The organism is Clostridium zeae (assembly GCF_017312485.1).
In the GTDB taxonomy this organism is placed as follows: Bacteria; Bacillota; Clostridia; order Clostridiales; family Clostridiaceae; genus Clostridium_AR; species Clostridium_AR zeae.
The window spans coordinates 329,268-353,017 of sequence record NZ_BMBA01000001.1 but is presented as its reverse complement, the minus strand read 5'-3'; the positions used below and the strand labels follow the sequence as shown (position 1 = coordinate 353,017).

Annotated in this window: 25 protein-coding genes; 15 read left to right on the top strand and 10 right to left on the bottom strand. The window is 29.4% G+C overall.

What is annotated here, in order from left to right; translation table 11 throughout:
- Window positions 1-52 precede the first annotated feature (52 nt).
- Window positions 53-994: a DUF5808 domain-containing protein gene (locus J3477_RS01640; protein WP_206867814.1), complete on the top strand. Its 942-nt coding sequence runs from the start codon at window positions 53-55 to the stop codon at window positions 992-994.
- A gap of 123 nt (window positions 995-1,117) precedes the next feature.
- Here J3477_RS01640 and J3477_RS01635 read toward each other — a convergent pair whose 3' ends face one another.
- Window positions 1,118-1,963 carry a class I SAM-dependent methyltransferase gene (locus tag J3477_RS01635; protein ID WP_206867813.1) on the bottom strand — a complete coding sequence of 282 codons (846 nt, stop codon included), beginning with the start codon at window positions 1,961-1,963 and terminating at the stop codon, window positions 1,118-1,120.
- Between the two features lie 367 nt (window positions 1,964-2,330).
- On the opposite strand from J3477_RS01635, the gene J3477_RS01630 reads away from it, so the two are divergent.
- Window positions 2,331-3,302 carry an alpha/beta fold hydrolase gene (locus J3477_RS01630; RefSeq protein WP_206867812.1) on the top strand — a complete coding sequence of 324 codons (972 nt, stop codon included), beginning with the start codon at window positions 2,331-2,333 and terminating at the stop codon, window positions 3,300-3,302.
- 226 nt (window positions 3,303-3,528) lie between these two features.
- The gene (locus J3477_RS01625; RefSeq protein WP_206867811.1) at window positions 3,529-4,608 is read left to right on the top strand and encodes an acyltransferase family protein; all 1,080 of its coding nucleotides are present in this window, start codon (window positions 3,529-3,531) and stop codon (window positions 4,606-4,608) included.
- Between the two features lie 19 nt (window positions 4,609-4,627).
- On the opposite strand, the gene J3477_RS01620 is transcribed toward J3477_RS01625, so the two are convergent.
- On the bottom strand, window positions 4,628-4,972 hold the full coding sequence (locus J3477_RS01620) for a hypothetical protein (protein WP_206867810.1): 345 nt from the start codon (window positions 4,970-4,972) through the stop codon (window positions 4,628-4,630).
- A 158-nt stretch (window positions 4,973-5,130) separates the two neighbouring features.
- Between J3477_RS01620 and J3477_RS01615 the strand changes: the two genes are divergently transcribed.
- From J3477_RS01615 to J3477_RS01600, 4 genes are read left to right on the top strand one after another with little or no spacing between them, the layout of a single operon-like run.
- Window positions 5,131-5,553: a GNAT family N-acetyltransferase gene (locus J3477_RS01615; RefSeq protein ID WP_206867809.1), complete on the top strand. Its 423-nt coding sequence runs from the start codon at window positions 5,131-5,133 to the stop codon at window positions 5,551-5,553.
- Between the two features lie 40 nt (window positions 5,554-5,593).
- Window positions 5,594-5,902 (top strand): hypothetical protein, encoded by a 309-nt coding sequence (locus J3477_RS01610; protein ID WP_206867808.1) that lies wholly within the window; start codon window positions 5,594-5,596, stop codon window positions 5,900-5,902.
- Between the two features lie 2 nt (window positions 5,903-5,904).
- A complete protein-coding gene (locus J3477_RS01605) occupies window positions 5,905-6,423 on the top strand; it encodes an NUDIX domain-containing protein (RefSeq protein ID WP_206867807.1) in 519 nt (172 codons plus the stop codon).
- 43 nt (window positions 6,424-6,466) lie between these two features.
- Window positions 6,467-6,889, top strand: a complete 423-nt coding sequence (locus J3477_RS01600; RefSeq protein ID WP_206867806.1) for a GNAT family N-acetyltransferase — start codon at window positions 6,467-6,469, stop codon at window positions 6,887-6,889.
- 53 nt (window positions 6,890-6,942) lie between these two features.
- Here the strand turns inward: J3477_RS01600 and J3477_RS01595 are convergent, their stop codons facing one another.
- Window positions 6,943-7,539: a sigma-70 family RNA polymerase sigma factor gene (locus J3477_RS01595; protein WP_206867805.1), complete on the bottom strand. Its 597-nt coding sequence runs from the start codon at window positions 7,537-7,539 to the stop codon at window positions 6,943-6,945.
- A gap of 648 nt (window positions 7,540-8,187) precedes the next feature.
- Here J3477_RS01595 and J3477_RS01590 point away from each other — a divergent pair.
- Window positions 8,188-8,817 carry a hypothetical protein gene (locus J3477_RS01590; protein ID WP_206867804.1) on the top strand — a complete coding sequence of 210 codons (630 nt, stop codon included), beginning with the start codon at window positions 8,188-8,190 and terminating at the stop codon, window positions 8,815-8,817.
- Between the two features lie 481 nt (window positions 8,818-9,298).
- A complete protein-coding gene (locus tag J3477_RS01585) occupies window positions 9,299-9,748 on the top strand; it encodes a DUF8837 domain-containing protein (protein ID WP_206867803.1) in 450 nt (149 codons plus the stop codon).
- A gap of 75 nt (window positions 9,749-9,823) precedes the next feature.
- Here the strand turns inward: J3477_RS01585 and J3477_RS01580 are convergent, their stop codons facing one another.
- A complete protein-coding gene (locus J3477_RS01580) occupies window positions 9,824-11,491 on the bottom strand; it encodes a DHA2 family efflux MFS transporter permease subunit (RefSeq protein ID WP_206867802.1) in 1,668 nt (555 codons plus the stop codon).
- 143 nt (window positions 11,492-11,634) lie between these two features.
- Between J3477_RS01580 and J3477_RS01575 the strand changes: the two genes are divergently transcribed.
- Together J3477_RS01575 and J3477_RS01570 are read left to right on the top strand one after the other, a co-directional pair.
- A complete protein-coding gene (locus J3477_RS01575; protein ID WP_206867801.1) occupies window positions 11,635-12,273 on the top strand; it encodes a TetR/AcrR family transcriptional regulator in 639 nt (212 codons plus the stop codon).
- 207 nt (window positions 12,274-12,480) lie between these two features.
- Window positions 12,481-13,032 carry a hypothetical protein gene (locus J3477_RS01570; protein ID WP_206867800.1) on the top strand — a complete coding sequence of 184 codons (552 nt, stop codon included), beginning with the start codon at window positions 12,481-12,483 and terminating at the stop codon, window positions 13,030-13,032.
- A 100-nt stretch (window positions 13,033-13,132) separates the two neighbouring features.
- On the opposite strand, the gene panD is transcribed toward J3477_RS01570, so the two are convergent.
- The 5 genes from panD to J3477_RS01545 all read right to left on the bottom strand — a co-directional run bounded on the left by panD (window position 13,133) and on the right by J3477_RS01545 (window position 17,649).
- A complete protein-coding gene (panD, locus tag J3477_RS01565; RefSeq protein WP_206867799.1) occupies window positions 13,133-13,534 on the bottom strand; it encodes an aspartate 1-decarboxylase in 402 nt (133 codons plus the stop codon).
- A gap of 18 nt (window positions 13,535-13,552) precedes the next feature.
- Window positions 13,553-14,398 (bottom strand): pantoate--beta-alanine ligase, encoded by an 846-nt coding sequence (panC, locus tag J3477_RS01560; RefSeq protein ID WP_206867798.1) that lies wholly within the window; start codon window positions 14,396-14,398, stop codon window positions 13,553-13,555.
- 20 nt (window positions 14,399-14,418) lie between these two features.
- Complete coding sequence (gene panB, locus J3477_RS01555; protein WP_206867797.1) at window positions 14,419-15,246, bottom strand: 3-methyl-2-oxobutanoate hydroxymethyltransferase; 828 nt, start codon at window positions 15,244-15,246, stop codon at window positions 14,419-14,421.
- Between the two features lie 2 nt (window positions 15,247-15,248).
- Entirely contained in the window at window positions 15,249-16,109 is an 861-nt protein-coding gene (locus J3477_RS01550) for a Rossmann-like and DUF2520 domain-containing protein (RefSeq protein ID WP_308483196.1), read from the bottom strand.
- Window positions 16,110-16,389: 280 nt separating this feature from the next.
- Window positions 16,390-17,649 (bottom strand): hypothetical protein, encoded by a 1,260-nt coding sequence (locus J3477_RS01545; RefSeq protein WP_206867796.1) that lies wholly within the window; start codon window positions 17,647-17,649, stop codon window positions 16,390-16,392.
- Between the two features lie 624 nt (window positions 17,650-18,273).
- Between J3477_RS01545 and rsgA the strand changes: the two genes are divergently transcribed.
- Window positions 18,274-19,317: a ribosome small subunit-dependent GTPase A gene (gene rsgA, locus J3477_RS01540; RefSeq protein ID WP_206867795.1), complete on the top strand. Its 1,044-nt coding sequence runs from the start codon at window positions 18,274-18,276 to the stop codon at window positions 19,315-19,317.
- A 304-nt stretch (window positions 19,318-19,621) separates the two neighbouring features.
- A complete protein-coding gene (locus J3477_RS01535; protein WP_206867794.1) occupies window positions 19,622-20,545 on the top strand; it encodes an aldo/keto reductase in 924 nt (307 codons plus the stop codon).
- Between the two features lie 55 nt (window positions 20,546-20,600).
- Here J3477_RS01535 and J3477_RS01530 read toward each other — a convergent pair whose 3' ends face one another.
- Window positions 20,601-21,098 (bottom strand): hypothetical protein, encoded by a 498-nt coding sequence (locus J3477_RS01530; protein ID WP_206867793.1) that lies wholly within the window; start codon window positions 21,096-21,098, stop codon window positions 20,601-20,603.
- Between the two features lie 380 nt (window positions 21,099-21,478).
- Between J3477_RS01530 and J3477_RS01525 the strand changes: the two genes are divergently transcribed.
- Together J3477_RS01525 and J3477_RS01520 are read left to right on the top strand one after the other, a co-directional pair.
- Window positions 21,479-21,670, top strand: coding sequence for a hypothetical protein (locus tag J3477_RS01525; protein WP_206867792.1), 192 nt, complete (start codon window positions 21,479-21,481; stop codon window positions 21,668-21,670).
- Between the two features lie 341 nt (window positions 21,671-22,011).
- The gene (locus tag J3477_RS01520; protein WP_206867791.1) at window positions 22,012-23,742 is read left to right on the top strand and encodes an oleate hydratase; all 1,731 of its coding nucleotides are present in this window, start codon (window positions 22,012-22,014) and stop codon (window positions 23,740-23,742) included.
- The last annotated feature ends 8 nt before the right edge of the window (window positions 23,743-23,750 follow it).

Below are 23,750 nucleotides of genomic sequence, written 5' to 3'. Positions count from 1 at the left end.
ACCTTCATTAAGGCTGTAATATAGTGAAGGTGCGGGTTTCAGGAGGTAAAACATGAATAATACGTTTTTCATAGTTATATTATTTCTTCAAATATTATTTATTATTTTAAGCTTATATTCATTAAAAACGGCACTAAAAGCAGAGGAGAATATTATCCTTGGAGTAACCTTACCTAAGGATAAGTTAAATGATGAACAAGTAGAAAAAATAGAATTATTATATAACAAAAATATTAATACCTTAGCTTTAGTATTTGGACTGCTTTTTGTACCAGAATTACTGCTCAAAATTGATTTTGCAGGATATCCTTCCTTAGAAATTATATATTTCTTTGTGTGGATAGCGTTATTATTTATATACTCAAGAAGGATTGTCTATTTAGCAAACAAGAAAATGAGAGTATTGAAAAGTGAAAATAATTGGATAGAAACTAAGCTTGAAAGCAATGATAAAAGTAATAAAAAACTCACCTGTGATGATGAATTTTGGCCAAATGGTATTAACTATTATAATCCTAAAGATAATTCACTTATAGTTTCAAAGAGAATAGGAATGGGGCATACTGTTAATTTAGGCATTAAAAAAGGCAAAATTTTTACATTCAGCACATTAGCTGCTGTTATAACTATTGTAATGGGCTTATCAGTTTATTTACTTTTAACTGATTTTTATACTCCATCAATATACATAGATGGTGATAAAATAAAAGTTAGTGACTTAGATTATAGCACTGCATTTAGTACATCAGAAATACAAGACGTTAAATTAATTGATGAGGTGCCAATAGTAAATAAAATTAATGGAGCTTTAACATCTATCTATGCAAGAGGTAAATTTGACGTTAATTCTTATGGGACTGGAAAAATATTTATATTTAAAAAGAGCTCACCTTATATAATGATAAAGCTTCGAGACTCATATATAATTTATAATGAGGAAAATAAAATAAAAACAAACGACTTATACGAAGAATTGAAGGCACGTGTAAAGTAGTATATGCAGAACTAAAAATTGCTACAGAGAAATATCTTTGTAGCAATTTTTTTAGACATACAATTTTATAATGAAAACATGAATAAAGGTCAAAATATAAATATTTTCGAAAATCCTTGGAAACTATTCTGCAATTAATGCAAAAGTAGATAGTGGCTCAATATTATTATGTTTGATATAATATTTTAATAAGTCTATTTCAGACTTAATCAAATTAGCTAATTTGGTGGAGGTAGCTTTTAGGTTTTCTAATTCTACTGAATAGTTATGCAAAACCATATCAATTTCCCACTTACCATCATGAAGTGTAGGAGAATGAATAATATGCTCGTTAGTAATATTCCAGCCTGAGGCTATAACAATTTCTTTGATATCCTTTGATGTAAATAAAGTACGAACATTGGAAATACTATTTTCTTTGAAACATTCATATTGAGATTGTATAAGGACTGCCAATAAGTGAGGATATTGATCTTTAATATATAGGTTTGTATCCCACTCAGCAAAACAAAGTTTCTTTCCCCATTTTCTTACCTTTTTTAATATGGCCAAAAGTTCTTCTGATGATTTCAAGTACCAACTACAATGAGAAAGAATAATTGTGTCAAAGGCTCCTTCTTCAAATTTAACTGTAGGAGATAGTACGTCAACCTCCAAGTCTATTTTAATCTGTTTACCTAATGTGGAGTTTTTAAGATAATCAACTGAATCACCAACTGTTATTGGAGCACCATAGCTTGGTGACGCGATATCAATTCCTTGAACAAAACCATCTTGACCAACCATATATGCTAAAATCGCAGTTGTATCACCTTGACCGCAGCCTATCTCTAATACTTTTGAACCTTTCTTTATATCCCAGAATTCAGCCAATTTAACTCTATGCTTAGTCTGAATTCTTTGCATATGTGGCATGTTAACGCTTGTTGCCATGCAACCAAGAATAATATCTAAAGCTTCATTATTCATAAAATCACCTTACCTTTTATATTATTGTAAAACGGTTCAGCAGAACATAATTTTACATGCTAAAACTATATCTATAGTTAAAAACTTACCAATTCAATATATTAATGCAGTTGAATACTAATAAATAGTGAAAATGATGTTGATATATTTTTAAAGCATGGAAGTGGTATATATTACATACGTAATTATAATCTATAAAGAAACAATTTTACATAAATCTATTATAGGTTAATAATATCCATTGTCTGTATACAGATATTATCTCATTAGGATACTAAAATAAAAAAGAAAAGTAAATATTTAAGAATAATTTAACTTTTAATACATATAGAAATATAAAGTAATCGAAAAAGGGAGAATTAATATTATGAGAAAAAAGCTAAATAAATTGATTTTTGTTGAGGAATATGTATATATCAACGGAATAGAGCAGTTTTTATTTCATAATGGAACAAGTTATGATAATCCAGTAATGTTGTATTTACATGGTGGACCAGGAAGTGCAGAATCATTGTTCACTGAAGGATTTCAAGGAAAATGGGAGGATTTATATACAGTAATCCATTGGGATCAAAGAGGAGCAGGGAAGACTCTTATTAAAAATCCACATAAATATCCTACTATAGATTTAGTACTAAAAGACTTATATGATATAGTTCAATATTTAAAGAAAAAATATAATAAAGATAAAATAGTCTTGCTTGGACATTCATGGGGCAGTGTTTTAGGAAGTACTTTTATAAAAAAATACCCAGAAGAAGTTTCTTATTATATCGGTGTTGGTCAAGTTGTCTCAATGTTAGATAATGAGAGAGTTGGCTATGAAAAGGTAAAGGAATTAATTCTTCAAAAAAAAGATATTAGATCACAAAAAAAACTTGATGCTATAGGTGAATATCCAGATGAAAAATATAGTGAAGAGTGGTTGAAAAAGTGTTTGAAATTGAGAAAGCTCCAAGAAAAGTACAAGTTAGCTGCAAGTATGGATTTATCAATATCACTTATTGCTTTTAAGAGTCCTATTTTTAAATTTTCTGATATTCTTGCATTGATGAAAGCCTTTAAATCAAATGAGAAATTAGTAGAATTCTTAGTGAATTTTAATTTGAAATTACAATCAAATGAATATAAGATACCAGTCTTTTATATAATGGGTGGAAATGATTGGCAAACTCCTTATAGTGAAGCTGAAGAATATTTTAATAAAATAAAAGCTCCCGTTAAAAAGTACTATTTAATACCAAATGCTGGGCATATGACAATGTTAGATCAGCCAGATCTTTTTTTTGAAGCGTTGAAAGAAATTGCTGAAAAACAAAAAGCAGCAAAATCAATTTAGAGTTATTTTAGTAGAATTATTTTATGGAAATTCAATGATTTTTTGGATATAATAGGGTTTGGACGAAAGGTGAAAAAATATATAGAATAAAACAGTAAATCACGTAAGCTTAATTTTAAATTTTGGCTATGTTAAAGAATGTTGTAAGATTATTAAAGTATCGAATGGATAACCACATAATTTCATTATGGTACTTTAACTTTGTTTAAAGTTTAAGGGGGATGTAATGAGAAAACATTATATAGATTGGTTAAGAAATATTTGTATACTTTTTTTATTTCCTTTCCATACAGCGAGAATATTTGACGGAAACGAGCCAAATTATGTACAAGGTACGCCTCATTTGTTTACAACAAATTTGATATTTCTTTCATTTTGGTTTATGCCGTTAATGTTTTTACTTGCTGGGATGTCTTGTAAATTTTCATTGACTAGTAGAACAAATAAACAGTATATAAAAGAAAGATTTTTACGGCTTTTTGTTCCACTATTTGTGGGAATACTAATTGTGATGCCACCTCAAGGTTATATTGCCATGAAATTTCATTACGGCTATAGCACTAGTTTTTTTAATTATTTAAAAAAGTTTTTTAGTGATTTTTCTGATTTAAGTGGATATTTTGGAAGTTTTACACCAGGTCCATTATGGTTTATAATTTTCTTGTTAGTAATATCTATTATTACCTTACCTATCATGAGGAAGATATCGAAATTTGATAAATTAAGAATTCAATTGATTAGGTTATTCAGTCATCCATTAAAAATAACTATAGTGGGTCTAGCTATTACAATAATGTCTATTCTTCCTAGTATTGGTGGAAAGAATATATTTGTATATGGATTGATTTTTATGGCAGGTTTTATTCTTACTTTGGATGAGAAAATATGCGAGATGATAGAAAAGTATAGATTATATTATCTAATCGTAACAATCATAGGTTCAATAACAATGTTGATTGAGATATATACAATAGGATGGTTAGAAGGATTTAGTTTGTTAGGTATTATATTTTCATTAATATATTATTTTACAATATGGATTTCTTTGTTGACATGGATAGGTTATGGCAAAAGATATCTTAATTTTAATTCAGGTTTTCTTTCATACTTTTCAAAAGCAGCTTTTCCTATATATGTAATGCATCAAACTTATCTTGTTGTTATAGGCTATTTTATTTTAAAATGGGTAAATATTTTTTTCTTACAATATATTTTAATAATTTTACTAACTTTTATGATTTGTTTGATTACTTATGAGATAATTAAAAGATTTAGATTAACAAGATTTTTATTAGGTATAAAATAGATATAGTAAAAGGGAGTTTTTAAAAAACTCCCTCAGCAAATTCTAATTTTATTAATGGTTTTCCACCTTTTGTTACACTATTATAAAATGGGAATCTATGAGTCTCTATTCCTTTCAAGGTTCCGTCCTTCTCTACACCATCTACATTTTCCGAACTAACTGTATTCCACGATATTATTTGGTATCCGAAGCCATAGTAAATTGTTGTTCCGCCATCCTTATAAACTTCTTTCTTAAATATAAACACAGGATTATTACCATTTTTTATTTCAGAATGATCTATTAAAAAAGTTATTTCGTGTACGGAAAGTAAAAAACATATAAAACATAATGTAAATATCAAGATTTTTTTGCTTTTTTTCATAATGCACCTCTAATTTAATATTTCCATTGTATTTTTATGAAAAACTTAGAATAAAGCTCTCTATTATATCTTTATATAATTATAGCTGATTAAAGGATATATTGGATTACAATAATATTAAAAATGCTGTAAAATAAAGTTATTAAAGGGGATTAAATATGATAGAAATAAAAAGAGGAATATTGACACCAGAAGCATTCATTGATTTGGTAGAAGCAGTTGGATGGGGACACCCATCCATAGAGCAAGTTGATTCAGCAATAAAAAATTCCTTATACAATGTTTGCGTAATTGATGAAGATAAAATAATAGCAATGGGGAGGCTTTTTGGAGATAGTAGTATGTCATATTTTATAAAAGATTTAGTGGTTTCTCCTAGTTATCAAGGTATGGGGATAGGTAAATTAATTGTTGATGATATAATAAGCTTTATAAAAGATAAAACTCCAAAGGGTTGGAAAGTATGTATAGAGTTAATGAGTGCATATGGAAAAGAAGGTTTCTATGAAAAGTCTGGATTTGAGAAAAGACCTAATAGTGATTGTGGAGCGGGGATGTCCTTGTTTATATATAATGAGTAATTATTTCATAATTAGTGTTTAACATTTTAGGAGATATTAAATGATTAAGATTTTAATTAGTATTATAATAATAGTTTTTGGTATGTTAATTATCGCAATATCAATTTTTAGCAAAGATAAGAGTATACGTAGGTATGATGATAATGCTTATAAGAGCTACATAAAATATCAGACATTAGCTGATGTATCATCAGGAATTCTTTTTATAATTCTAGGGTTAATGTCTTTATTTAATATTTTAAGTGGAGAAAATGTAGGCTTAATAAGTACAGTACTAGTATTAATAAATAGAGTTGTTGAAATAATAATTAGTAATAAATACAAAGAAATAATAAAAAGGATAAAATGAATATGCTTTTTGAATATAATATTGGAATTGAGGATTTTGATATAGCATTAATAAAAATAATTAATAGACAAGCGATTAGAGCTGTTATTTTATGTGAAAATAGGATTCTATTAGTGCATACTAACAAAGGTGATTATAAATTTCCAGGTGGAGGAGCTAATAAAGATGAAACTCATGAAGATACTTTAAAAAGGGAAGTTAGCGAAGAAACTGGATATATAGTGAGAATGGTAAATGAAAAAATCGGACAAATTGTACAAAGGAACTTAGACAAATACGAAGAAAACACTATTTTTGAGATGATTTCACATTATTATCTATGTGAAATTGAAGAGGAGAAGGTAAATCAACAATTAGATGATTATGAGAAAGATCTAGGTTTTTCGCCAATACTAATTGAATTAGATGAGGCTATTTCTATAAATGAAGCAATACTTGAAAAAGGTAATGATATAAATCCTTGGGTATATAGAGAAACTAAAGCCTTAAAGGCATTACAAGCATATTATGGACTTAGATAAAACTAAAAAATGAAAATAAAAAGTTTAAAAAGGAGTAATAACTATGGAAATAATATATAAAAATAATTGTTGTAATATAGATTGGGAAGTTGTACCAAAGATATTAAGTGCTGCTGGAATGTCATACTCAGATCCAGAAGTACATAAAAAAGCGTTTAACAATAGTTATATAACTGTTTTTGCTTTTGAAGATGGAAATTTAATTGGGTTTGGACGAGCAATTTCGGATGGAGTATATCAAGCGGCAATATATGATCTAGCAATTTTGCCTGAGTATCAGGGTAAAGGGGTAGGGAAAGAGCTTTTAAAGAAAATAACAGATACTATTCCAAATTGCAATTATATTTTATATGCAGCTCCAGGAAAAGAAGGTTTTTACGAGAAATCTAATTTTAAGAAGATGAGAACAGCAATGGCATTGTTTAATAATCCAGAAGAAAAGCGAAAAAAAGGATTTATTGAGTAGTCAGAGAAGATAATAAAACTCTGACTACTTATTATAATAATCCACTTAATTAGTTAATTTAACAATTTGTTGCAAGTTGAAGGAGTTTTTCTAGTTGAAGCTTTAAGTTTATCAAGTATCCTATCTTTCATGCCTATGATCTTATAGTAAGATATATTTTTAAGCTCAGCGAATTTCCTAAAGGTGTAGCCTTTAAAGTATACGTAATCAATTAATTCTTGTTCTTCTAAACTCAGTTTTTTTATTTGAATATGAAGAGAAGCTAAAATTAATTTATTACAAATAAGATCCTCTAAATTCATGTCGTCTAATACAGACTGTTCGTCGATATTTGAGTCAAAACTAATAGTTTGAGTTCCATCTTTAGGTCTTTTATTAAGTGAACTTCTTATAAGTAAATTTACAGAATTTCTTAGGGCATTTGTAGCATAAGCTACAAACCTATGTTTACTAGTATCATATAGCTTTATACATTTAAAAAGAGTAAAGTAACATTCATTTTTTATATCTTCAAAATCATAGAAACCAACATAACACTTTTTGGATAAATTGATTATATAAGGGGTAAACTCAGCTGCTATAACTTCTTTTGACCGTTCATCTCCCGATTTACAAAGTACTACTAATTCTTCAATATTATTAAAATCCATAAAATCACCTCTCAAAGTGAATATACACTGAATAAGAAAAAAATGGGCTGTTTTATAGAAAAGTTAAGAAGTTTTTAAGAATTTTTAGTTTCCGTGTTCTTAAATTAGTGGTTCCTCTATATAGTTTTGTTCAAAGTGGAACAATTACTGAAGCACAAAAGAATTCTATTAATAACATATTGATGACACAAATGAGATATGAAGATAATGATAACAGTTGTGATGTTACTACTGTACCAAGCATTGGAGCTTAAAAAAATTTAGAAAATGTCCTGAGTTGAATTTTAACTCAGGATTTTTATTTGTAGTTTTTTAGCAAATGATGAACTGCTGTACAATAATTTGAATTAACAAAGTTTATTTTAAAATATAAAATTATAGATATTATTGAAACCGTTTTTTGATTTTATAGTTTGTTATTAAAAAAATAAGCGAACTAACAATAATAAAATGTCGAATATTTTAAGTAAAAATTTAATGTGATTATAAAGGATAATATTGACAATAGGTAAGTAACAAATTATAATTAAATTAGAAACATACATATAATGTGTGTTTGACCTATATTATATCAAAAAATTCATTTCTAGCTATTAAATTTACATTTATTCTGGTTCAAACATATTTTTATGTAGAAAGGGGTGAGCAATGGAGCGTAAGAAAAAAATAATTACCATCCTGTCATTTTTTCTATTAGTTGTAAGCGTGATTCTCTATAATTCTTTTTTATCTCAAAATACAAAGAAATTAACTACTAACACAATTGCTAAGACTCAAAATTTATCAACTGATAAATTTTCATTAAAGGAAGCTTATTCAAAAGCTTTAATAGAAGCAATGAATTGGAATAAGGATTCTAAGCTTGTGATAATTACAAGTGTTGATGATGATGAAAAAGAATTGGCGGGAGCATCAGGAAAGAGAAAAAAATGGAATCTTATATTTGCAAACCTTCCAACTGAAGAAACCCTCCAAATTTCAATAGACAATGGAGAGGTTAAGAAGTTTCCTGTAAGTAAGGAAAAGACCATGGCAAATGTAATAATTAATCCTGATTCTATGCAGATTGATTCAACTGAAATAATAGAAAAAGCCAAGAAAGATTTTAAATTAAAACCAGGAATTGATTGGGCTAATGGATTCCATTTTTCTCTCATGAATAATGGAAATCAAACCTATATGACAGTCACAGGGCTTAATCAGGACAATAAATTTACTCAAATCTATTATGATTCTAAAACTGGAGCTTGTATTGGTTCCAAAGTTCAACCCAACTAGAGCGCGTAGCTTTTGTAATAGTCTTATCTTTTTTATATTCAAATTCTAAATGACACTCATATACTAAAGGTGAAATACTTCAATCCAAAATTCATTTTAAAAATTCCTCTGGGTTATGATGGAGATCTTTTAAAATATAAATTTGATTATGAAGTGAGTCATCTATAACTTTAGATACCAATCCTATCTAATAAAGCGTGATATAGCGTTAATGGTTGTGTTTAATGATTACTTAGCTATAAAAAATGTCTGCAAGTATCATTTATATAAATATAATTTGATGAATGCTATGTCTAATTTTGAGTAAAGTCTTTTCTTAGAAATAAATTGATTTCAAAACTATGTGCAAAGTTAAAGCTATGAGTAAGACGATTTACTAAAAATATGTAATTTAATTTATAAGTAAATTTTAGGACAAGCTAGTTATGAAGTGGTTCATCTATATAATTGTAAAATATTAAATTAATAAGAGGATGTGTTAATGATGATTAAAAGAAAAGCATTGAAAAAAGTATTAGCTTCTGGAGTACTTACGTTGTTATCTGTTGGAGTTTTTCAGCCAGTTTTTGCATCAGCAGCAACTACTTATTCAAATCAAGATTTTACAGCATATACTTGCCCGGTAGGTGGAATTACTTCATCAGGTGTAGCACCTACTCCTTATACAACTTGTGCGGTTCATCCATCTAATAAGAGTAATCCTTACTCAGCACCAATCTTCCCATTTGGAACAGTGATAAAAACCACAAAAGCACTGAATCTTCCTGGTTATGGAAGCAAGAGTTCGTTTGTTGTTCAAGATAAGGGAGATCTAGCTTTCCAAAAATCTCAATATTGGGTAGATATTTTCTTTGATTATGAAAATAATCCTAACGCAATAACCAATGCTATAAATTTTGGGAACCAAAAGATTAGTTATACAGTAAACTAATTTTTAAATAATTTGAAAAGCACCACTTAACCTTTAAGAAAGCTTAGGTTAAGTGGTGTATTTTCTTTATCTAAATTAGATTGCTATATCTGGTTCAATTTCTTTAAAGTCAGCTTCTCTTTTTTTATTGAAGGGTACGGCGATAAGCCCGAAAAATGCAATTATTGCTGTTATTAAGAAGCACTTATTGTAAACTTTGTTTGTTTCATCATTCTTTATTGTAGCTGCTTCATCTATAATATTATGGATTTCTTCGGCCTGCTTATTGAAGTTTTCATTTATTGCTGATTTCATAGTAGTAGGAGCAGTAGATAAAACCACATTTTTCTTAGCTTCAATTAATTTATCGGCCATGTCCTTTGAAAATGTTATATTTTTGCTTGCATCAGCTACAGTTATCTTATTAATTATAGTGGATTTTACTTCTGGTTCTAGGATGACGTTTTTATTAACAATCTCAATAATTCTAGTTTTTGTAGTATCTATAGCTTCAGTAGTGTAGTGACTACTTAAAGTCGAAACTAAAGCGATGGCTAGACATGCAGTTAATTGTCTGAGACTATTGAGTATTCCAGATGCCATGCCGTTTTTATCTTTAGAGATTTCTTCAAAAGCACTTTGATAGAGTGGTGAAGTTGCACCGATACCTAGACCTACAAGAATGAAGGAGCTATAGATTATTTTCATGTTATTAGTATTGTTCATAAATACAAACATCAAATCTCCAAGAGATACAAATAAAATAGCAAACATTGAAGTTACTCTCGCACCAAATTTTTTAGATATAATACCGAATATAGGTGACATGAAAAAAGATATGCCGCTTACAATGCCAAGTATAAGTCCAGCTTTAAGAACCGAGTAACCTAATTGATTTTCTAGATAGAAATTCATAAGGTAGGATATTGGCATGTAGGCAAAAAATATAACGCTAATTACCACTATTGAAGAGGTAAAGGTTTTTGTTCTAAATAACTTAAATTCTATCATTGGGTTTTTTGCTCTAGATTCGTATATTAAGAATGAAATTATTGTAATTGATGAGGTTATAGCTAGTATAAGAATTTTTATGCTTCCCCATCCATAATCATTGCCTTTTACTAGTAGAAAAGTCAGTGCGCCAATGCCATAAGCTAATAGTACCGAGCCAATAAAATCTATCTTTCTTTCTATGGTTACATCAAAGCACTCTTTCAAATATCTAATTCCCAATAGTAAAGAAACTATGATAAATGGAGTATTTACATAGAAAATTGATTTAAAACCAAATACTTCATTTAAGAGACCACCTGCAACAGGACCTGAAGCAGCTGAAATTGATATTATCATACCAATGATTATAGCTAATTTTGACATGGCATTTTTGCCGAATATTTCTATTCCTAAGGGGATAGCTAGTGGGGTTAATATTGCAGCTCCTACACCTTGCATAACCCTAAAAATTATCATCATAATAAGAGATGTTGAGAGTCCGCAGAGTATTGAAGAAAATCCGAAGATAAAAAGACCTAATATAAATAGTTTTTTCCTTCCGAAAATGTCTGCGATTTTGGAAAAGTTAATCAAAAGTGCAGAAAAGGGAATTAAATAAGCTGTACTTACCCAAGAAATTCCTACTATATCTGTGTTAAAGTAGGTAGCCATAGATGGTAAAGATACATTTACGATGGTTGCGTCTAAAACAGTCAAAAAACATGCTATTGCTAAAGAGATGAATGCTAAAACTTTTTCTTTTTTACTCATAATATCCTCCAAAAACTAAAATATGAAATAAAGTTCACATTCATATACTATACTGGAAAAAAATAAAAGTCAATACATGAAATGAATTTCATATTTTGTTGACTTTTATTTTTTTATCTTTTATTATTAAATTAGGTGATAATATGGAAAGAAAAATAAGAATACCAACGCAAAAAAGAGCTTTAGATAAGTTTAATAGAATAGTAGATGCAGCTTATAAACTGTTTAATGAAAGAGGATATTATAATATCACTACAGCAGATATATCAAAAGAAGCAAATGTAGCTACTGGTTCTGTGTACGCTTATTTTAAAGATAAGAGGGAAATTTATATTAGAGTAATAGAGAGACTAAATGAAAGCTTTAATTATCCCACTAGGGAATATTGGGTTGAAAACATGGATAAACCTCTAAATAATCCTGAAACAGGTAAAGAGTTATTTAGGGTATTTATAAAAATGATGATTGAGTATCATAATTTCTCTAAAACTTTTCATGATGAAATGGATGCTTTAGCATTATTAGATGATGATATAGGTAAAACAATAAATGAGCAGCGTGAAGGAAGAACAAATAAAACAAGAGAAGTTTTTAAATTATTATCCATACCATTTAAAAGTGATGAAGAAGAAATAATATTTGTACACTATACTTTTTTACTTATTGAGGATGTATGTCATAAAATTCTTTATGACGAGGATATAAAAGATATAGATCTATGTATAGATAAGTGTGTAAATATGTTGTTTACTTTGTTTATGGATAGTACGAATTATAAGTAGTTAAATGATAAATAATTATGAGCTTTATTTATGCACTACGTATTAACAAACATTAAAATGTCTTAGAAATGTACCATATACGAAAGTGAAGAAGTAAAGTTTATATTTATGGAAATGATATTTATAATGGATTAACAAAATTGGTTTATTAATGAAAGACAATATGGTAATATATTGGTATAAATTAATAATTATTATGGGGTGTTTATGAGAAAAAACGGGTTTGAATGGCTTTTTTGGGGATTTCTTTTTGTGATGTTGGGTTTTAGCATTAATAATTTTGATATTTTGCCAGACATAGTAGGATATATCTTATTTGCTGTTGGTTTTAGCAAACTGTCAAATGAAAGCAGCTTTTTTTTAAAGGCCGGAAAGTATAATATAGTTTTAATAATTTTATCAATTCCTAGGATTTTTAATTCATCTATACCAATTACAAATTTTACATTTACAACTTCAGCTTTAATTTCAATGATTCTTTTTATTGTGTATATAATATTTAACTTACTCACAATCTATAATCTTTTTCAAGGAATACAAGATATGGCAAGGCAAAAAGAAAACAGATTTTTAGAGTTAGAGGCTGGTGAAAAATGGAGTCAGTATTTGTTTTTGCAGATTGGATTTGCATTGGCATTTATTTTTGTATTTATTCCTTTACTAGGACCAATATACTTCATTTTTATATTTATAGCATCAATTGTAATTGCAATTATGGTAATGAGGTTTATGAGTAAATGCAGTTATGAGCTTAATTAAATAGAAAGTATATAGGAATAAAGAGGTACAGCATATATTTATTAAAATGCTGTACCATTAAATTTTATTTAGCTTTTATTTAATCATGCTATAAAATTATTTATTCATTTAAATACTTATCTGATATTTCGCCGTGTTTTTCATAGTTGCCTACGTTTAAAATAGAGTTATCATCATTTACAAATACAACAGTAGGTTTATGTTCCTTTATCTCAATTTCATCCAATTGACAATAGCACATTATTATTACTTTGTCGCCTTTTTGCACGCAACGAGCAGCAGCACCATTAAGACAAATAACACCACTGTTAGGCTCACCAGCTATTACGTAAGTTTCAAGTCTTTCTCCATTATCTATATCAGCTATAGCAACCTTCTCATATTCATGAATCCCAGCAGCTTCCATAAGAACTTTATCAATAGTAATGCTTCCAACATAGTTTAACTCAGCTTGAGTTACAGTCGCTCTGTGAATTTTAGATTTAAGCATATTTAATATCATTATTTATCCCCCAAAAAATTAAAGTTTAAAAGTAAAATTATCTATTAATCTAGTTTTTCCCATAAAGACTGCAATAGCAATAAGGATACTGTTTTCTATGTAATTAATAGAAGTTAGTGATGTGCTGTCTACAATTTCAACATAATCAATTTTAGCTAAAGGTTCCGATGAAAGCGTATCAATTATGATATCTCTAATTTTTTCGCTGGACCTTTCTCCAGCTGTTAAAGCACTTTTGGCTTTTTCTAGACTTTTACTTAGTATTAGTGCAGCAGTTCTTTCTTCCGCATTTAGATAAATATTTCTTGAGCTTTTTGCAAGTCCATCATTTTCTCTAATAATAGGACAGCCTATTATTTCTACAGGAATGTTTAAGTCTCTTACCATTTTCTTTATCACTGCAAGTTGCTGAGCATCCTTCTCACCGAAATATGCTTTATCAGGTGTAACTATATTAAATAACTTAGTAACTACAGTACAAACTCCTTTGAAGTGTCCAGGTCTTTTAGCTCCGCAAAGTCCATCAGTAAGAGAATTAACTTCAACGAAGGAGGAGAAATCCTCCACATACATCTCAGAAGGATTTGGATTAAATATTAAATCCCCACCAGAAGCTTCAACTATTTTGCTATCTCTTTTAAGATCTCTCGGATATTTATCTAAATCTTCTTTTGGACCAAATTGAATTGGATTAACAAAGATACTTACTACAACCTTATGGTTTTCTTTACTTGCAGCTTCAATTAATGAAGCATGGCCTTCATGAAGATATCCCATGGTTGGTACAAAACCTACAGAAAGACCTTCTTTTTGCCACTGCTTAACAATTTCTCTAACATCACTTATTTTATTGATAATTTGCATTTTAAAATCCTCCCTAGAATTTAATAAAGTTTTTCTAATACATCGTCGGAAATAGTAAATTCATGCTCTGCTGAAGGGAAGCTTCCATCATTTACTTCTTCGATATATTGAGAAAAAGCTAGCTTCATTTGATCACCAATATTTGCATATTGCTTTACAAACTTAGGTTTAAAATCAGAGAAAAGAGCAAGTAAATCTTGATAAACCAGTATCTGTCCATCACATTTATTGCCTGCACCTATTCCAATTGTAGGAATTGATATTTTTTTTGATATAATTTCAGCAAGTTTAGCTGGTACACATTCAAGTACAATAGCAAAAGCTCCAGCTTCTTCTAGTGCTAAAGCATCTTCAATCAATTTCTTTGCAGCAGTTTCGCTTTTTCCTTGAACCTTAAACCCACCAAAGGAGTTTATTGATTGAGGGGTTAGGCCAATATGTCCCATAACAGGAATTGAAGCCTTTACTATTGCATTAACATGTTCAGAAAACTCTGAGCCACCTTCAAGTTTAATAGCATGAGCTTTTCCTTCTTTTATTAGTCTACCAGCGTTACAAACTGCATCGTATACAGAAGTTTGATAAGACATAAAAGGCATATCACAAACAACAAGTGCATTTTTATTTCCCCTTGTAACAGCTTTACAATGATGGAGCATGTCGTCCATAGTAACACTTAAGGTATCTTCATAACCTAGGCATACCATACCAAGAGAATCACCTACTAAAATGCCATTAACTCCAGCTGCGTCAATTAATTTTGATGTAGAGTAGTCATAGGAAGTTAACATAGTTAGCTTATTGCCATTATTTTTAGAGTCTTTAAAGGTAGTTACTGTGTTTTTCAATTTTATTCCTCCTGATTTATCAAAAACTTTTCCAATTTTTCATAATCAATATTCATATTTTTAAGTTTAGAAAGATATAAAAGTTCCGAAGACAAAGTTGTGTAATTAGCTTTATGCTCTGTAGGTATAACATCAAGATGTTTTTTTATAGTATTCAAATCGCATCTTTCCACTGGTCCAGTTAAGGAGTTTATAAGCCCATTCTTTTTCACATTCTCAATATTGGACAAGATTAGTGGATAAAGTGCATTTATTGCATCTTTTTCACTGAATCCATACTCTTTAAGATAAGAGCAGGAAAAGCTAATAAGAGCATTGACTAAATTGCTTGATGTAACAGCAGCTAAGTGATAAAGCGTTTTATCGTCTTTGCTAAGCGTAATAATTGGATTTTTTAGTTCTTCGAACATGGAAACAAAACTTTCAAGATATTTTTTATCACCTTCAATAGTGAAAAATGCATCTTTTAGTTTTTTATAGCTTTCATATTTATTGGATATTGGAAATAAAGGGTGAATTGAATAAGCATATGCATCAGACTTTTTGATATCAGAAAAGATATTGGAAGAAAGAGAGCCACTAGCGTGACAAATTATTTTTTCTCTTATATTTAAAATTTTTATGCGCGTCCATATGTTAGATATTTCATCATCAGGTGTAGTGATAAATATAATATCACTTTCAGAAACTAAATCCTCTAAGTTAGAATAAAATCTGGTTTCAGTAAATATAGCTGCTTCTTTCGAAGAAGTCAGAGTCTTACTAAAATAACCAGTTACTTCAATATTATTTTGGACAAAGTATTTTCCAAGAGAAAAACCAACTTTGCCTGCTCCTATAAAGCCAATTTTGATAGGCGTCACCTCCAGTTAATTAAAGACATAAGTCTTCATTATAAGATGATACCTGAGATAAAATATGTCCCATTCATTTAGATATGCGCATAATTTTTATTTATTAAAAAGTCTGGTGTAGCTCGTTAGATGCCACCCACGTTAACAATTTACTATACTTTTATTAAAATGTAAATATTAATGTTTAGATAGAGTAAGAAGTATGTGGAAATATTAACAATATATAAAAGTATTTTATGTTTCAATTATATTTGATACAAATAAAGCAGAAATTTAAAAATGAAATAGGTCAATTTTTGTTTATGGATAAACTGCTAACTCCAAGGGCTTTATTTGACCAAAGTATTGATTTTATCATATCTAATTCAGTTTCATTACACTCAATTATTAAAACGACTTCTGTTCCTTTTTTTTGATTCTCATGGTTAGATTTTTTTATGAGTATTAGTTTTATAATTAATCCTAAGATTATTCCTGTCAAAATAGCTATTAATCCCCATAGGAATGGCCCCCATTTTAATACGAAACCATAGATTCCTCCAAAAATCCCAAAAATCACTGCTAAAATTGCAGGTAAATCCAGTAAACTCAATCCATCAGAATTATGGATTGAATCAAAAAGCTTTATATCGTCATTTTTTTTATCCATAGGAATAGCTAGAATGTTTTCCTTTTTTATTCCGGTTTCTTCTATTTCAGTAATTGCTAGTTCTAAATATATACAATGATCAAAGGTAGAAACTATATGCATTTTGGCACCGCTTTCGTCGTTTTTTGAAGGCATATTAAAACTTGTAAATTGATAAGTTTTCTTTAAAAACTTACTTTGTTCCCAATCAAATAATTTATTATTTTCTACAGTGTTTACATAAGCATCATACATGGCAAAAAAATAAACAGAAGGGATATTTAAAAACCACTGCATATTTAATATAGATTTTACACTGTTAAAATCTCCCATTGCTGTGTAATGTGCTGCTGGAAGAAGCTTGGAGTTAAAGCTGATAATAATCCACCAAGCTATGAGAAAAAACGCTGTAATAAGTCTATGAATATAAAGCTGACCTGATCCAGGGATTAATAATGACCAAGTGGCTGAGACCCAAGGGTTTCTTTTATCTAAGTAATTGATTTCGATAAAGTTTAGAGTAAATGAATTTATATCAGCATCTTCTCGTTTAGCTAAAATATATTCATTATTTAAGTCAACTGTAGTTCTATAACTATCCCATATAGAAAATATATAAGTTGGAATGTACAAGGACATCCATTGAATATCTGTAACTTGTTTAGCTTTTTCAAAATCACCTATACATGAATATAATATCAATAGGTTAATATGTGCTTTGTAGTTTATATATACTTCCCATAGAAAGAGCACAAAACCTCGTAAATATTTAGATAAGAGAAGGTGCCCCATTCCTGGAAAGGCTACAGACCAAGCTGCAATAACAAAAGGATTTCTTAAGTGAAGTTGAGTTGACCCTAAGGTACTGATATAGGCTAATGTTCTTCTTGCAGTGGTGCGTCTAAATTTTGAACTATCCATAGTTAAACTCCTAAAAGTAAATTTATCAATTAAGTCTTTTATAGTATAAGTAATTATTTAATTAATATAACAAATAGATTTGGGTTGTTAAGAATGTGTGATTAGTAAAACATAGAATAAATTAGTTGACAAAAATTACATAATTAAATACAATGAAAATATAAAAGTACTAATAATAGTATTTTGCATTGAAAGGAGTGTTGTTTTATGAATGCAAATTTAAAGGTGATTGCAGTCTAAAACTAAATATGGGCAAGAATATAACTGTAGGGTAAGCATGCCCTTTGTTTGTGTTGTATTTTTGCAGTAATATATAACCTTTCATAATATACTGTCTAAAATGGATTAGTAACACGGCAGGAAGGTCGTGTTTTTTTTGTACCGTTATATAGCTTAAAAGCTATATAACTCTGCAAGTTTTAACCGTAGATAGCAGCACATTAAGGGTTGTTTATCTACGGTATTTTTATGCCCATTTTTAGACTAAAACAAAAATCAGACATTAAAAACTTATATCAAAATATTGATACAAAAACAAATTTTTTTAAAAGGAGTGATTTAATATGGTGATTTTAACAGGTAATTTTAAGATAGAAAACAACTATATAAATTTGGAGGAATTAGATGAACAATATTATAAAACAATATGGATATAATGAATTTTATGAAAGACAAATAGATGAAACTCAGATGGATTGTAGTGAACTAGTACCAGCAAGGATTCTTGAAGTGCATAGAGAATACTACAAACTTATGACTAGTGAAGGTGAAAATAGTGCAAAGCTTAAAGGATCAATTTTTTATAATGATAGTGCAAGCAGTGTGTATCCAGCAATAGGAGACTTTGTTTTAGTAAAGAAAAATCCTATGGGAGATGACATAATATATAAGGTTCTTGATAGAAAAAGCAAGTTTGCTAGAATTGATTCTTTTAATGAAAAAGAACAGATAGTTGCAACAAATTTTGATTATGTATTTATCGTGACATCACTTAACTATGATTTTAGTATAAAGAGAATTGAACGCTATTTGACTTGTGCTTGGGAGAGTGGAGCAAACCCTGTTATAATTCTTACTAAAGCAGATTTATGTGATGCTTATGAAAGCTATATAGCTGAATTAGAAACAGTAGCCATTGGTGTACCAATCATTGCTGTAAGTTCATATACAGGACAGGGATTTGATGAAATTAAAGACTTTGTAAAACCAGGAAAAACAATTGTGCTTCTCGGATCATCCGGTGTAGGAAAGTCATCATTGGTAAATGCTATAGCTGAAGAAGAGATAATGCGTGTAAATGGTATTAGAGAAGATGATAGTAAGGGAAAGCATACCACAACTCATAGACAGCTTATTATGCTAAAGAATGGTACGATGATAATTGATACTCCTGGTATGAGGGAGCTTGGTATGTGGGTTGTTGATGATGGTCTTAATGCTACTTTCTCTGATGTAGAACAATTAGAGCTAAATTGCAAATTTAGTGATTGTAAGCATCAAACTGAACCAGGATGTGCGGTTAAAGCTGCACTAGAAAGTGGTGAATTATCTACTGAAAGATGGAAAAACTTTGTGAAACTTAAGAAAGAGGCTGAGTTTGCAGAGAAGAAAGCTAAGCTATTAAGTAGAGATAAAAGTACTAATAAGAAAAAGCAATTTGCTAGATAAGTAGTGATATTAAGTTGGGTCTTTTTGATCCAACTTTTTTACTGTAAAAAAAAGTGTGAAATTTTTATAGCCGTTAAAAAGGTCACTTTAGAGACCTTTTACTTTATAAGGTTATTTATAGTAAGGTGAGTAATAAAGAAAATACCATAAATCTTATAGAAAGAACTGGATATTTTCAAAAACAGAAAATGTTTTCATTTGAATTTCGATAAAATGTTTTGTACAATAAAAATAGTAAATTAAAAAGGTAAACAATTGTTGGTTTTCATAATTTATAGTGAAAGTTATACTAGGAGGCGAAGTAATGAAAAATATAAAAATAGGTAATGGTAAAATTGATGGTTCTGAAATTTCTCTAGGTTGCATGAGAATGGCTGCATTAAGCAAAGAAGAAGCTGAAAAAGTAATTAAGGTTTCTTTGGAAGAAGGCATAAATTTCTTTGATCATGCAGATATCTATGGCGGTGGAAAATCTGAAGAAATATTTGCTGATGCAATAGGAATGAATTCAGATATAAGAGAAAAGATGATAATACAAACTAAATGCGGAATAGTTCCAGGTAAGATGTTCGACTTTTCAAAAGAGCATATTTTAGCATCAGTAGAAGGAAGCTTAAAAAGATTAAAAACAGATTATGTGGATACCTTATTATTGCATCGTCCAGATACTCTAATGGAACCTGAAGAGGTTGCAGAAGCATTTACTCAACTACATGATAGTGGTAAGGTAAAATACTTTGGAGTAAGTAATCAAAATCCAATGCAAATAGAGCTTCTAAATAAATACTTAGGTGAAAACAACATTATAATCAATCAATTACAATTTGGTGTGATGCACACTGGAATGATTGATTCAGGTATAAATGTAAATATGAAGGTTGATGGATCTGTTGATAGAGATGGAAGTATTCTTGAATATTGTCGACTTAAAGATATAACAATACAAGCATGGTCTCCATACCAGTATGGATTCTTTGAAGGGGTATTTTTAAATAATGATAAATTCCCTGAACTAAACAAGAAAATTGATGAAATAGCAGAGAAAAAATGTGTAACAAATACAGCAATAGCTACAGCTTGGATTTTAAGACATCCAGCAAAGATTCAAACAATAGTTGGTTCAATGAGTCCAAATCGTATAAGAGAAATCTGTGCAGCTTCAAAAGTTGAACTTAGTAGAGAAGAATGGTATTCAATATACCTTGCAGCAGGAAATAAATTACCTTAATAATATAATTAAAAGCATCCCGAATTTTAAACTTAGATTCGGGATGCTTTTACATTTATACAAATAAGTAAAGATAATTTGATGAAGCCTCAATTGAAGGGGTTTGATTAGTGCTTTTTACATCTGTACTGCCTAAAGAATCAGATAATATAGCTCCAACTCCAAAGAAAAGCATGTATATTGTGATCAAAGCCATAATTATAAATTTTATAAAAAAGATACGTTTCTTAAATCTTATGCTTTTTTCTGAGAAGTAATACATAAGATAAAAACCAGCGAAAAGGTTTAAAGTACCAAAAATTTTATTGTGATCTAAAAATAAATAAAGATACAAGATAATAGATACTGGGATAGTCAACCATCTAGGTATCTTTATTAAATTAATTTTATTAGTATTAAAATTAGATTCGGTTAATGTAAAATTATGCACTACGGTATTATCACAAATCTTTTGATTAGACTTTATTTTACCTCTAGAATCAATATGAGCAACACCAATTAAATTTTCATTAAAACTTTGATTATTTTCTTTATTGTCAATATCTATGTACATTTTTCCCCCTAATACAAAGTTGGTATATTAATATTATACATCTACCAAAGTGCATATGACACACGTAATATAAGTAAAGGATATTTTCACATATGTATTTAAATTTTGATTTAAATGTTTTGGCTGTAAGATTTCATCTAAGACCTTTATTTTAGTTCCTTTAATTTGAAAAGGACATATATTATTTAATATAGTGCCCTTATTTTGAAATGAAGAAAATCTTTTTAGTATTTTAGTAATTACATTTAGAAAGTTCTTTTTATCAGTAAACAAGTCTAAAAAACAGAGGGGATTTCTTACTTGGATTTGCAGGGGGAATCAGATTTATAATTAATTTAAATGTATTTATAAATAATAATTTTAATGAAGGGGTATGGGTAATGGAAAATGAGAACACAGCTGGGGGAAATGAACTATATGGAAGCGGAAACAAAAATGAACAAAAGAAGCTTAAAAAGATCATAAAAAAGAAAGCTAAAAAAGCAGGGAAAAAAGGTTACAAAAAGGGGTTTAAGGCAGGATTCAAAGCAGGTATTAAAAAGGCATTGGAGGAAAGTACTGGAGAGGTGTGAACTCACTTAAGCTTCAAAAACTTAATAGTCTTGTGTTAAATTTCTAATTAAAACTTTATATTCGTACATATAGCCTCTATTAAACAAGTGTAATAACTATAAATAGATTAATATGCAATTATGCAAAAACGCAAATGTGTGTAAAGTTTTATCATGAATCTGTGGCAATGAGTTTTGGAATCATTTATATAAAATTGTGCAGTTTCTAGACAAACCACACAAACTGTATAATTACAATAAAAAATCATTGCCTTATAATTGTTATTAAAGAGTTTATATACCAAAACTTAGGTTGCACTAGTTTGATAATTTATTTATTTAAGTTAATGGAGGAAAAAGGTATGAGTAAAAAGTCTAATAAGGATAACGTAAATATATTACTTGCATTAGGGGCAATAGCTGGTGCTGCAACGGTAGCAGCAATTGGTGCGAAAAAGTTAAAGGACAGAGCCCAAAAAACAGAAAAAAGTTTACCTAAAGTTAGTAACAGTGAAGATAAACAGGTTTATTTTGTTGGAGGCGGATTGGCTTCTTTAGCTGGAGCAGCTTATCTTATAAGAGATTGTAATTTTAAGGGTGAAAATATTCATATAATAGAAGGTCTTAAGATACTTGGTGGTAGCAATGATGGTGCTGGAGATGCAGTAAATGGTTTTATTTGCAGAGGCGGTAGAATGCTAAACGAAGAGACTTATGAAAATTTTTGGGAATTACTAGCAACTGTACCATCATTAGATATGCCTAACATGAGTGTAACTGAAGAAATATTAAATTTTGATAAGTCACATCCAACTTATGCAAAAGCAAGACTAATAGACAGAAACGGGGTCATTCAAGATGTAACTAGCATGGGGTTCAATAATGCTGATCGTATGGCACTTGGAAAGCTTATGGCTACATCTGAAGATAAGCTTGACGATATGACAATTGAACAATGGTTTAAACATACACCACATTTCTTTGAAACAAATTTTTGGTATATGTGGCAGACTACTTTTGCTTTTCAAAAATGGTCTAGTTTATTTGAATTCAAGAGATATATGGATCGTATGATTTTTGAGTTCTCCCGTATAGAAACTTTAGAAGGTGTAACAAGAACTCCATATAATCAATACGATTCAGTTATTCTTCCATTAAAAACTTTTTTAGAAGGTTTTAATGTTGATTTTAGTATAAATGCTACTGTTACTGATCTTGATTTTAAACCAGGTGAAGAAATAACAGTAACAGCAATACATGTACAAGATGGTGAAGGGGAAAAAGTTATCGAGCTAAAGGATGATGATGTATGCATTATGATAAATGGATGCATGACAGATAACGCAACTTTAGGCGATATGCATAGTGCGCCAGAATATACTACAAATAAGCCGATTTCAGGAGAATTATGGGCTAAAGTTGCTAAGAAAAAGTGGGGACTTGGAAATCCAGAACCGTTCTTTGGGCATCATGAAGAAACAAACTGGGAGAGCTTTACTGTAACTTGTAAAGGTAATAAGTTACTTAAGCTTATTGAAAAGTTTTCTTCAAACGCCCCTGGCAGTGGAGCATTAATGACCTTCAAAGACTCAAATTGGTTGATGAGCATAGTAGTTGCAGCTCAACCACATTTTAAAAATCAACCACTTGATACAACTATTTTCTGGGGATATGGATTATATACTGACAGAATAGGGGATTATGTTAAGAAACCTATGAGAGAATGTACTGGTGAAGAAATATTAATAGAGCTATTACATCATCTTCATATGGAGGATAAGACAGAAGAAATAATGGATACCGTAGTAAATGTAATTCCTTGTATGATGCCGTATATAGATTCTCAGTTCCAACCTCGTAAGAAGACTGATAGACCAGAAGTTGTTCCAAAGGGGTCAACAAATTTTGCAATGATAAGTCAATTTGTTGAAATACCAGAGGATATGGTATTTACTGAAGAATATTCTGTTCGTGCAGCCAGAATTGCAATATATACTTTATTTGGTGTAAAAGATAAGAAGATTTGTCCAGTAACACCATATAAGAAAAATCCTAAGGTTTTGAAGGATGCTCTAAAGACATCTTTTAGATAAAATTAAAA

Bases quoted from the DNA above. Each gene is read 5' to 3' on its own strand.
- J3477_RS01625 (WP_206867811.1), top strand. From the start codon at position 3,529: ATGAGAAAACATTATATAGATTGGTTAAGAAATATTTGTATACTTTTT.
- J3477_RS01600 (WP_206867806.1), top strand. From the start codon at position 6,467: ATGGAAATAATATATAAAAATAATTGTTGTAATATAGATTGGGAAGTT.
- J3477_RS01530 (WP_206867793.1), bottom strand. From the start codon at position 21,098: ATGTACATAGATATTGACAATAAAGAAAATAATCAAAGTTTTAATGAA.
- J3477_RS01610 (WP_206867808.1), top strand. From the start codon at position 5,594: ATGATTAAGATTTTAATTAGTATTATAATAATAGTTTTTGGTATGTTA.
- J3477_RS01585 (WP_206867803.1), top strand. From the start codon at position 9,299: ATGATGATTAAAAGAAAAGCATTGAAAAAAGTATTAGCTTCTGGAGTA.
- J3477_RS01580 (WP_206867802.1), bottom strand. From the start codon at position 11,491: ATGAGTAAAAAAGAAAAAGTTTTAGCATTCATCTCTTTAGCAATAGCA.
- panD (WP_206867799.1), bottom strand. From the start codon at position 13,534: ATGATATTAAATATGCTTAAATCTAAAATTCACAGAGCGACTGTAACT.
- J3477_RS01590 (WP_206867804.1), top strand. From the start codon at position 8,188: ATGGAGCGTAAGAAAAAAATAATTACCATCCTGTCATTTTTTCTATTA.
- J3477_RS01570 (WP_206867800.1), top strand. From the start codon at position 12,481: ATGAGAAAAAACGGGTTTGAATGGCTTTTTTGGGGATTTCTTTTTGTG.
- J3477_RS01545 (WP_206867796.1), bottom strand. From the start codon at position 17,649: ATGGATAGTTCAAAATTTAGACGCACCACTGCAAGAAGAACATTAGCC.
- J3477_RS01525 (WP_206867792.1), top strand. From the start codon at position 21,479: ATGGAAAATGAGAACACAGCTGGGGGAAATGAACTATATGGAAGCGGA.
- J3477_RS01630 (WP_206867812.1), top strand. From the start codon at position 2,331: ATGAGAAAAAAGCTAAATAAATTGATTTTTGTTGAGGAATATGTATAT.
- J3477_RS01575 (WP_206867801.1), top strand. From the start codon at position 11,635: ATGGAAAGAAAAATAAGAATACCAACGCAAAAAAGAGCTTTAGATAAG.
- J3477_RS01535 (WP_206867794.1), top strand. From the start codon at position 19,622: ATGAAAAATATAAAAATAGGTAATGGTAAAATTGATGGTTCTGAAATT.
- J3477_RS01520 (WP_206867791.1), top strand. From the start codon at position 22,012: ATGAGTAAAAAGTCTAATAAGGATAACGTAAATATATTACTTGCATTA.
- J3477_RS01595 (WP_206867805.1), bottom strand. From the start codon at position 7,539: ATGGATTTTAATAATATTGAAGAATTAGTAGTACTTTGTAAATCGGGA.
- J3477_RS01615 (WP_206867809.1), top strand. From the start codon at position 5,131: ATGATAGAAATAAAAAGAGGAATATTGACACCAGAAGCATTCATTGAT.
- panC (WP_206867798.1), bottom strand. From the start codon at position 14,398: ATGCAAATTATCAATAAAATAAGTGATGTTAGAGAAATTGTTAAGCAG.
- J3477_RS01620 (WP_206867810.1), bottom strand. From the start codon at position 4,972: ATGAAAAAAAGCAAAAAAATCTTGATATTTACATTATGTTTTATATGT.
- J3477_RS01635 (WP_206867813.1), bottom strand. From the start codon at position 1,963: ATGAATAATGAAGCTTTAGATATTATTCTTGGTTGCATGGCAACAAGC.
- rsgA (WP_206867795.1), top strand. From the start codon at position 18,274: ATGAACAATATTATAAAACAATATGGATATAATGAATTTTATGAAAGA.
- J3477_RS01605 (WP_206867807.1), top strand. From the start codon at position 5,905: ATGCTTTTTGAATATAATATTGGAATTGAGGATTTTGATATAGCATTA.
- J3477_RS01640 (WP_206867814.1), top strand. From the start codon at position 53: ATGAATAATACGTTTTTCATAGTTATATTATTTCTTCAAATATTATTT.